The 8,458-nt window shown below is 44.4% G+C and carries 6 protein-coding genes; 2 read left to right on the top strand and 4 right to left on the bottom strand.

Translation table 11 applies throughout. From position 1 onward, the window contains the following. The first annotated feature begins 115 nt into the window (after positions 1-115). Entirely contained in the window at positions 116-2,563 is a 2,448-nt protein-coding gene (locus tag AB3112_RS05695; protein ID WP_367334092.1) for a BspA family leucine-rich repeat surface protein, read from the top strand. Positions 2,564-2,728: 165 nt separating this feature from the next. Here AB3112_RS05695 and AB3112_RS05690 read toward each other — a convergent pair whose 3' ends face one another. From AB3112_RS05690 to AB3112_RS05680, 3 genes are all read right to left on the bottom strand, one after another. Then, on the bottom strand, positions 2,729-3,133 hold the full coding sequence (locus AB3112_RS05690) for a hypothetical protein (protein WP_057910180.1): 405 nt from the start codon (positions 3,131-3,133) through the stop codon (positions 2,729-2,731). Positions 3,134-3,455: 322 nt separating this feature from the next. Next, a complete protein-coding gene (gene spxB, locus AB3112_RS05685; protein WP_084973507.1) occupies positions 3,456-5,210 on the bottom strand; it encodes a pyruvate oxidase in 1,755 nt (584 codons plus the stop codon). Between the two features lie 226 nt (positions 5,211-5,436). Further along, positions 5,437-6,384 (bottom strand): alpha/beta hydrolase, encoded by a 948-nt coding sequence (locus AB3112_RS05680; protein WP_367334091.1) that lies wholly within the window; start codon positions 6,382-6,384, stop codon positions 5,437-5,439. Between the two features lie 241 nt (positions 6,385-6,625). Between AB3112_RS05680 and AB3112_RS05675 the strand changes: the two genes are divergently transcribed. Further along, positions 6,626-7,468: a prephenate dehydratase domain-containing protein gene (locus AB3112_RS05675; RefSeq protein ID WP_084998128.1), complete on the top strand. Its 843-nt coding sequence runs from the start codon at positions 6,626-6,628 to the stop codon at positions 7,466-7,468. On the opposite strand, the gene AB3112_RS05670 is transcribed toward AB3112_RS05675, so the two are convergent. After that, positions 7,456-8,457, bottom strand: coding sequence for a ketopantoate reductase family protein (locus AB3112_RS05670; RefSeq protein WP_057910184.1), 1,002 nt, complete (start codon positions 8,455-8,457; stop codon positions 7,456-7,458). The genes AB3112_RS05675 and AB3112_RS05670 overlap by 13 nt on opposite strands. Position 8,458 lies beyond the last annotated feature (1 nt).

The following is an 8,458-nucleotide window of genomic DNA, read 5'->3' as shown; positions in this document are numbered from 1 at the left end:
GGCAAACACATTCAGACTCAAATCAGTTATATTCACAGATGAAGGGGTTTAGTTATTTGCTCGAGGGAAATTAATGTATTTCTTTGATTTGTGTTTGAGGGGGGAGTTGTTTTCTATGAATCGAATCAATAAAGTATTACTGTTACTGACCGCCTCAGCCGGTGTATCGTTCGCGTTGTTAAATGCGCAGGACGTCTCGCAAGCATCGACTCAGGTGAGCCAGAGTAAAACTAGTACAACGGCACCGCTACCCAATAATCGCCTCGCTTTAAAAGCGGATGCCCCAGTCGTAGCTGCTCAATATGATGATAGTGGGACCATTGGCGATAATGTGACTTGGAAAATTGAAGGTACCACACTGACAATCAGTGGTGGAACAATCGGTGAACATGATCCAGAGATGTTCAACGGTTACCCATGGTATGGCCAACCAATCACGAACGTTATTATCACGGGTAAACTAAATCTGACCGGCAACGCACCAGAACAATTCTTCTTCGGTCTGGCTAACTTGAGGAACATTCAAGGCTTTTATAATCTCGATTTATCACAGGCCACCAGTACCAATAAAATGTTCTTCAAGACCGGTGATGTTTCTAATCTCGACTTCTCACATCTAAACACTGGTAACGTCACAAACATGAGCGAAATGTTTTCGAATTCTAATTTTACCAAGCTGAACTTATCTGGATTGGACACTCAAAGTGTTACCAACATGGCAGACATGTTCTCCAATAGTCCACTGCTTACAACGGTTGATTTGACAAACCTCAATACTAAAAAAGTCGAGAATATGTCACAGATGTTTTTTTCTGACAACAGTCTGACCGACATTAATTTAACGGGTGTTGACACAAGTAGTGCAACGGATATGAGTGCAATGTTTGCCAATGATCCGGCACTAAAGGAGCTGGACTTTTCCAAGTTCCCATCTTTCAACACAAGCAACGTTCAATTTATGAATGACATGTTCGCTGTCGATCCATCACTTGCAAAGCTTAACGTTTCGACGTTTAACACCGACAACGTGGTTGACATGCACAATATGTTTGCCCAAGATTCAGCGCTTACTTCACTGGATCTAACAAAGTGGAATACTAAAAATGTCAAAAATATGAGCACCATGTTCGCTCAAATGGACGCACTTACTTCATTAGACTTATCCAATTTTAATACGGCAAATGTTCAGGATATGAACGGCATGTTCTTAGCTGATACATCCCTTAAATCCTTGGATGTTTCCAACTTCAACACAAGCAAGGTTAAGAATATGTCCGGGATGTTCCTAGGTAATATCCAATTGCCGGTTTTAAATGTGTCGAGTTTTAACACAGCCAACGTAACTGATGCCTCAGCAATGTTTGGCCACGATACTGCGCTCACCTCACTTGATATTTCCAGTTTTGACTTGCTTAATGCAGGAGAAATTACAGACATGCTTGGGGAGTTAACCAGCCTTAAACGTTTAACCCTTGGGGAAAACACGATGTTAACTTCCATTGCGGGGGACTATCCGACAAAGGCCAGCTTAGGAAAACCAAATGGTGGCGAACAATGGCAAGCCGTAGACGCTTCCAAAGGTGGCACAATTACCCATCCTGTTGGTAATACATTTACGCCCGATGAGCTAATGGGACTTTACAGCAAGACTCAAACTCGGCCTACAAAAGAAACTTATGTGCTTCCGGGACTGACCGATCAATCGGCAATCAACGTTATCCCAACCATTACAATCCCGATTAACAGCAACTTTGACCCAGCAAAAGTCTTTATTTCGGCTATAACCCCAGAAGGAAGCAGCGTGACCAAATACGTTGATGCGACCGCAGCTGGCATGATGGTTTCAGGAGCTAACTTCGATACAAGTAAACCAGGTCAGCACAAAGTCACTTTCAACTTCGCAGGAAGTGATAAGACCGCCACAACTATCGTAACCGTTTATACACCGGGTGGTGGCGGAGGCGGCGGTAACATTACACCAAATCCAACTCCTACACCAACACCGACGCATACTCCGACACCACAGCCACAACCAACGCCGACACCTACTCCAACGCCTAATCCGCCGACAACGCCGGGATATGTGACCAAGAAGAAAGCTGCTGTTTATGCACTGAAGGCCATTTACCTCTACAAGAACCCAACCTTCAAGAAGAGCCAGCGAATCGCCACTTATCCAAAGCAGAAGCGGGTTAACCGCCCAATGTTTGTGGTCATCGGTTATGCACGTTCCAATAACGGGACCTTCCGTTACAAAGTTCGTGATGTTAACCACGGTCGCAAATCAGACGGCAAGATCGGCTACATTACTGCTAACTGGAAATTCGTTCGCGGTGTCTACTATCAGTCAGTTCCAAAGAACAAGGTGATCACCGTCATTTCCAAGAAGGGTGTTCACGCATACAAGAACAAGAACTTAACCGGTCGGGTAAAATCATACAAGAAAGGCACTCGTTTAACCGTTAAGAAACTGGTTAAACACAACCTGACCACCCGTTACCAGCTGAGCAATGGTATGTTTGTCACAGCAAATAAGAAATTAGTCATTCAGGGCAAATACTGATTATCAATAGGCATTTCCATCCAACAAGCGACACCAATTCGAGCGTAATCGGATTGGTGCCGTTTTTTATGGACAAAATTCGCATATAAAAAGGCCAAGAACAATTCACATTGCCCTTGACCTGATTATAGAAGGATGAAGCTTAATCATTTATTTCAATTTAACTTAATCGGCTGCCATGTAACTGCCCTTGGTGATTTGGGTTGAAAGGACATAGCCATAGCCTTTAACGTATAAGAAAGTCTTGGCTTTGGATGTCTTGGTAGCAGCTACCTTAACTGAACGCGTTACTTTGTAAGTAATGGCCTTAGTTAACTTGCCCTTAGGTGTGAAGGTCACTTTACCTGCATCTGCATAGAAGAAGCCCTTATAAAGCGTAATGTTCTTCTTGATGTGATAGGACTTAGCCTTAAAGTTCTTAACACCATTTTTTGCGATCGTGTAAGTTGTTCCTTTAGTTTTTGCTGTAGTAGTCGTCGGTGTTGTAGCAGCTGAGACTGCCATTGGAGCTGCAAAAGCAATTGGTAATGCAAGTGAAGCTACGGTAATAATCGTTGCGAATTTTTTCATAATCATACTACCTCCCTAAAAGATTAAACTCATTATGGCACGTTACAAAAAGATGTCAATGAAATAATGGCGTAATATTAACCGCCTTTACCAAAAGTTAAGTTACCGGTTACCAAATGATTATGCACAATCTTAATAGCCATGAATACCCTAACATATCAATGTTTCATTTATGTAAACTTCACAAACTTATATATTAATTTTACGGTTTTTGAATGTAACAGTTTTGTAACATTGACGGTCCATGTCCCAATATGTAAAAGAACGGCAAAAGTTCCGTAAAACTTTTGCCGCTCTTGATTAAGCTCATATATTGATTTGTTTACTGTTCTTTAGAACGCAGTAACTCTTCCAATGAAGGTTGTTGTTGACGATCAATGTGGTATTGTTTTGCAAATTCTTCGGCCGTTTCTTCACCATACTTCTGTGAATCAAGTGGCATGAAGGCAGTTGCGACTGGATTGTCTTGCTTGATCTTGACATCGATCACAATTGGCTTCTTGTTTCCAGAAGCTTGAAGGTCCTTAATCTTAGCGAAGACTTCGTCCAGGTCTTTGATGCTCTTAACGGTAAAGCCAATACCACCAAGACCCTCACTGACTTTTGCCCAGTCGGCGTCATTCAAATCAACACCATAGAAGTGTTGCTTCGTCTGCATTTGTTCATACCAGATGAAGCCAAAGCGGTCATTTGAGAAGACCACGTTAATCACTGGTAAGTTGTAACGGACTTCGGTCAAAATATCTTGGACAACCATTGAAAAGCCACCATCACCAGACAATGACCATGCTTGTGCATCAGGGACACTCAAAGCACCTGCCAAACCACCAGGAAGTCCAAAGCCCATCGTTGCAAACAAGCCGGAAATTGCGAAACGCTGGTTCTTGTTCATTGGCAAGCCACGAACGCCCCATTCGGAGACGTTTCCGGTATCGACGGCATAAGTATCGTTTGGACCGGCAATTTCAGCAATCTTCTTGGTGACTGATTCAGCATTCAAGCCATCGCTGTCATCATCGGCGAGCTGATCCAGCCAAGTGTCCCAATTCTTCTTGTTTTCCTGGTTGGCTTCCAACCAAGCATCCTTTGGTCGACTCTCACCGGAGTCAATCATTGCCTGCAGATAGCTCTTGGCATCGGCAATTACCGCATAGTCAACATCAATTCGTTTCCCGATATCATAAGGATTATTGTTGACTTGAATCATCTTGGTATCTTGTGGCCAGAAGTTGGCAAATGGGTACTCAGAAGCTAAGAACAAAATCAAATCGGCGTTTTGAATGGCCTCAAATCCAGATTTGGTACCAAGACGGCCGGTGGTTCCAATGAAGTTTGGATGGTCGGTACTGATAACGCCAGTAGCCGGCACACTATTCATAACGGGAATATTAAACTGCTCGGAGAACTTGGTCAGCGTATCGCGGGCGCCAAGTAAACCACGGCCAGCATAGATCAATGGGTGCTTGGCATCCTTGATCATCTTGAGTGTATCCTCGACTGCTTTCGGGTCAACGGTTTGCTTAAAGTCATCATTAACCACAAGTGGTGTCCTGGTAGGTGTGTAATCAATTTCTTGAGAAGTGAGGTCTTCTGGTAGGATAACAACTGCGACACCCTTTTGACGGTAGGCTTCCTTAATTGCTTGGTTCACAACGTATGGAATTTGGTCTGCGGTCGTGACCTGCTTGTTATAAACGGAAACATCGCTAAACATAGGTGTTTCATCCATTTCCTGGAAGTAATTGGTATTCATTGCGGGTTGTGGCACTTGGCCTACTAATGCGAGTACGGGAACGTGATCCATTTTAGCATCGTATAAGCCGTTAAATAGATGAGTTGCGCCAGGGCCGGCTGAACCAAAGGCAACGCCAATCTTACCAGTGAATTTTGCATCGGCTGAAGCAGCAATCGCTCCGACCTCTTCATGGCGAACTTGAATGTATTTTACTTTGTCTTTTTCAAGGTAGAGTCCTTCGACAGTATGATTGATTGAGCCGCCGGGAATTCCATAAACGTGATCGACGCCCCAGTCTTCAAGTACTTTAACTAAAGCTTGTCCTGCAATCATCTTAGTCATAGAAAAATCTCCTTCTTACCAATAGTTTGTGAACCGAATCTATCACTAATCTATCTGGTTCAGTTATCAAGTATAGGCATGCTGAAAATGGAATGCCAGCATTTAGACTTACTTTTCGTAAGTATAACCAAATTGATTATCATCTTTTGAAAAAGACGTTATCATTCAGGCATAAAAAACAGCCGACGGTTTCACGCGCCAGCTGTTTCTAAAATCTCTATTTCAATTAAAAATAGGTCCTCAAAAATTCTTGGACCCGCCGTTTATAAGCAACCGGATCATACCAGAAGCTCTCAGCGTGCGTTGCGTGTTTGACGATCAAAATCTGCTTGGGTGCGTGGGTCGCCTGGTAGTTTTCGTAGGCCATGTACGCCGGCACATAGGTGTCCTTGCCGCCATGAATAAAGAGAATTGGCCGGGTATTTTTCTCGAGTTGCTTAACCGACGAGGCACTGTTCAAGCCAAAACCGGCCGCCCGCTTATTGATTTCACTAACCATCGGTTCAACTGGATATTCCGGTAAATGATACTGTTTCTTCAATAGGTAGGTCAGTTCTTCTTTAATACTGGAGTAGCCGCAGTCAGCGATAATCGCCTTGACTTGGGTTGGCAGCCGCTCGCCCGATAGCATTTCGACGGTGGCGCCACCCATACTGACACCAAATAAGAGCACCTTGCTGTCTTCGCCGACGTGGTCGATGGTCTGATCAATCCATTTTAAATAATCCAGCCGATCTAACCAGCCAAAGCTGATGTACTTTCCGGCGCTCTCGCCATGACCACGGTCGTCCGGCGTCAAGACATTGAAGCCCATATCGTGAAACATTTTGGCGTAGTTGGCCATTGTTTCGCGATTTCCCTTGTAACCATGGGCAATGATGACGGTCTTCTTGGAAATGCCTTCAGCCGGAATATAAGTTGCGACCATCCGTTTGTCGGGGTCGTTTCGATTAAGGTACCATTCTTCTGACGGCATATGATGAAACCAGTCAACGTACTCATAGTATTGGTCGGCATATTGCTGCTTTTCTTTAGACGTTTCCGGAACGTAATCTACACGTTTAAAGGCAAAATCAAATAGTTTCAGGCTGACCCAGAAACTGCCGGCAGTGACCGCAGTTAACGGGAGAACCAGCTTGATAAATGATGATGGCTTGAGATTTGCTAATTTCATTGATCGTCATAACTCCTCGTAAATATTATTATTAATACTAGTGACTGAATTGAGGGAAGTCAAACAACTTTACTTTTGTTTAACAAATCGACCATGACAACACAAAAACGCGCCACTTATTCGGAAACTGTTCCGATTTCATGGCGCGTTTCATTTCATTTTTATCATTATTCATTCGATTCTACTTTGATATGAGATAATAGAAGCATTATCCCATTTGAAAACAAAAGGTGGTTACGTGATGAAATTTTCCGTTCTCGGTCCCGCCGGCACTTTCGCCGATGCGGCCGCAAAAGCTTATTTAACAACCCAGCCAGATTCCGATATCGTTTTTGACTACCATCCCACTTTCGATCAGGTTTATCAAGCTGTTTCCGGTGACAACATTGGTCTTTTGCCACTGGAAAACCAACTTGACGGTTATGTGTCCGCAACCTTGCAGCGCCTGCAGTCTGCCGATGTTACGGAGATCGGCGAGATAACCATTCCAGTGAACTTTGGCTTGGTGGCAAACGTTGCTGATTTGAAGCAAATCAAACAAATCTATGTTCAGTTTAAGACCGAGGGCCAGTGCCAAAAGTTACTTTCATCCCTGCCTCAGGCCCAAATTGTCACAACTTCTTCTAATATGGTTTCGCTTGAAAAGTTCCAATCCGGCGAGCCGGGCAGTGCGGCCATCATTCCGCAATCACAAATGACGGTTTTAAAACAGCCGCTCATGCTGGATAACGTTGCTGATCAAGATGACAATAGCACGCGATTTATCATTTTTAAATCCCGGCCTGCCAATCTTGACGCACTTTCTTCACAAACCCTATCCGGTACTCATTTCAAAGCCCCGCTCTTCGTAACACCCTCTTTCAATGATCAACCTGGAACCCTTTATGAGATTCTCGGCTACTTTGCCAAGCAGCAGCTTAATTTGGTAACCCTCATGTCCTTACCTGTCAAAACCCAGTTGGGTGTTTATTCGTTTTATTTGGAAGTCTCCGGCACCCGTGACCAACAGGAGGTTCTCTTCACGACGCTTCGACAAATGGCTTCCAAATACCGTGTCCACCCGCTGGGATACTATGCGGTCTGAGCTTGGGGTGCTGACTGTGCTTGCTTGAGCGCTCGTTGTTTGGCCAAGTTTTGGCGATGAAATTCTGCCAAGTGAACCGCTTGGGTAACAAACAAATGCGTGCTGGCTTCATAATGGTACTTGCGGCCAAGCTCAGCGATATAGCCGTTGATGTAGTCAACTTCAGTTGGCCGGTCCTTGGTCATATCCTGATACATAGACGGATAATGAAGCGGCATATCAATTCGGGTATTGTGGTCGAGGGCGGCCATTTCCTCATCACGGCTGGAAACGAGTTTGATCCCGGCGCGGGCACAGATGTCATAAGCTTCGTCAATTAACTGACGCCCCATTTGATAGGCACCCGGGAAGTTTCCAAACTCACCCATGGGCAACTCAAACATCGTACAAATTGTGTTGATAACGGAATTGAAGATCACCTTCGTCATTAACGTGCCTGTGAAATCATCCGTTAACGTTGGGTTCATCTTGGCCTTTTGAAGCTGGTCAAAGAGTGCCTGACACATGGCGTCCGGCTTTTCATTGAGTGGGCACATGTTCATCATCCCAGCGCCCCGCTTACCCATGAAATCAACTTCGCCTGGTCCTGGAAGAACCGTCGCGATCAGCGCAGTTCCACCAATGATTTTATCATCGCTGAAGTACTTTTGAAGTTTTTCAATATGGCCCATCCCGTTCATCGCGGTGAACGCGTACTGATCTTTGTGGAAGAAATGTGAACAACGCTCAAGGTAATCTTGAAGCTGCATTTGCTTCGTAAAGAAAATGAACATATCTGGGTGGCCGTCAAATGTTTCCGGTGTTTCCAGTTTAATTTTAGTCAAATGGCGGTCTTTATGGTCACGCATAACATATACGCCACCCTGTTCACGAATCTTGTCGATGTGTGGTTGCCACGTATCGATAAAGGTAACGTCATTGCCAGCCTCTTGTAGTAAAATCCCGTACCGTAAACCCATTGCGCCTGCACCAATCATTGCAAATTTCATT

Origin of the sequence: Lentilactobacillus sp., assembly GCF_040773105.1 — a bacterium.
In the GTDB taxonomy this organism is placed as follows: domain Bacteria; phylum Bacillota; class Bacilli; order Lactobacillales; family Lactobacillaceae; genus Lentilactobacillus; species Lentilactobacillus parabuchneri.
Note: the sequence above shows the minus strand (reverse complement) of the source record. Positions and strands in the feature narration are given on the sequence as shown.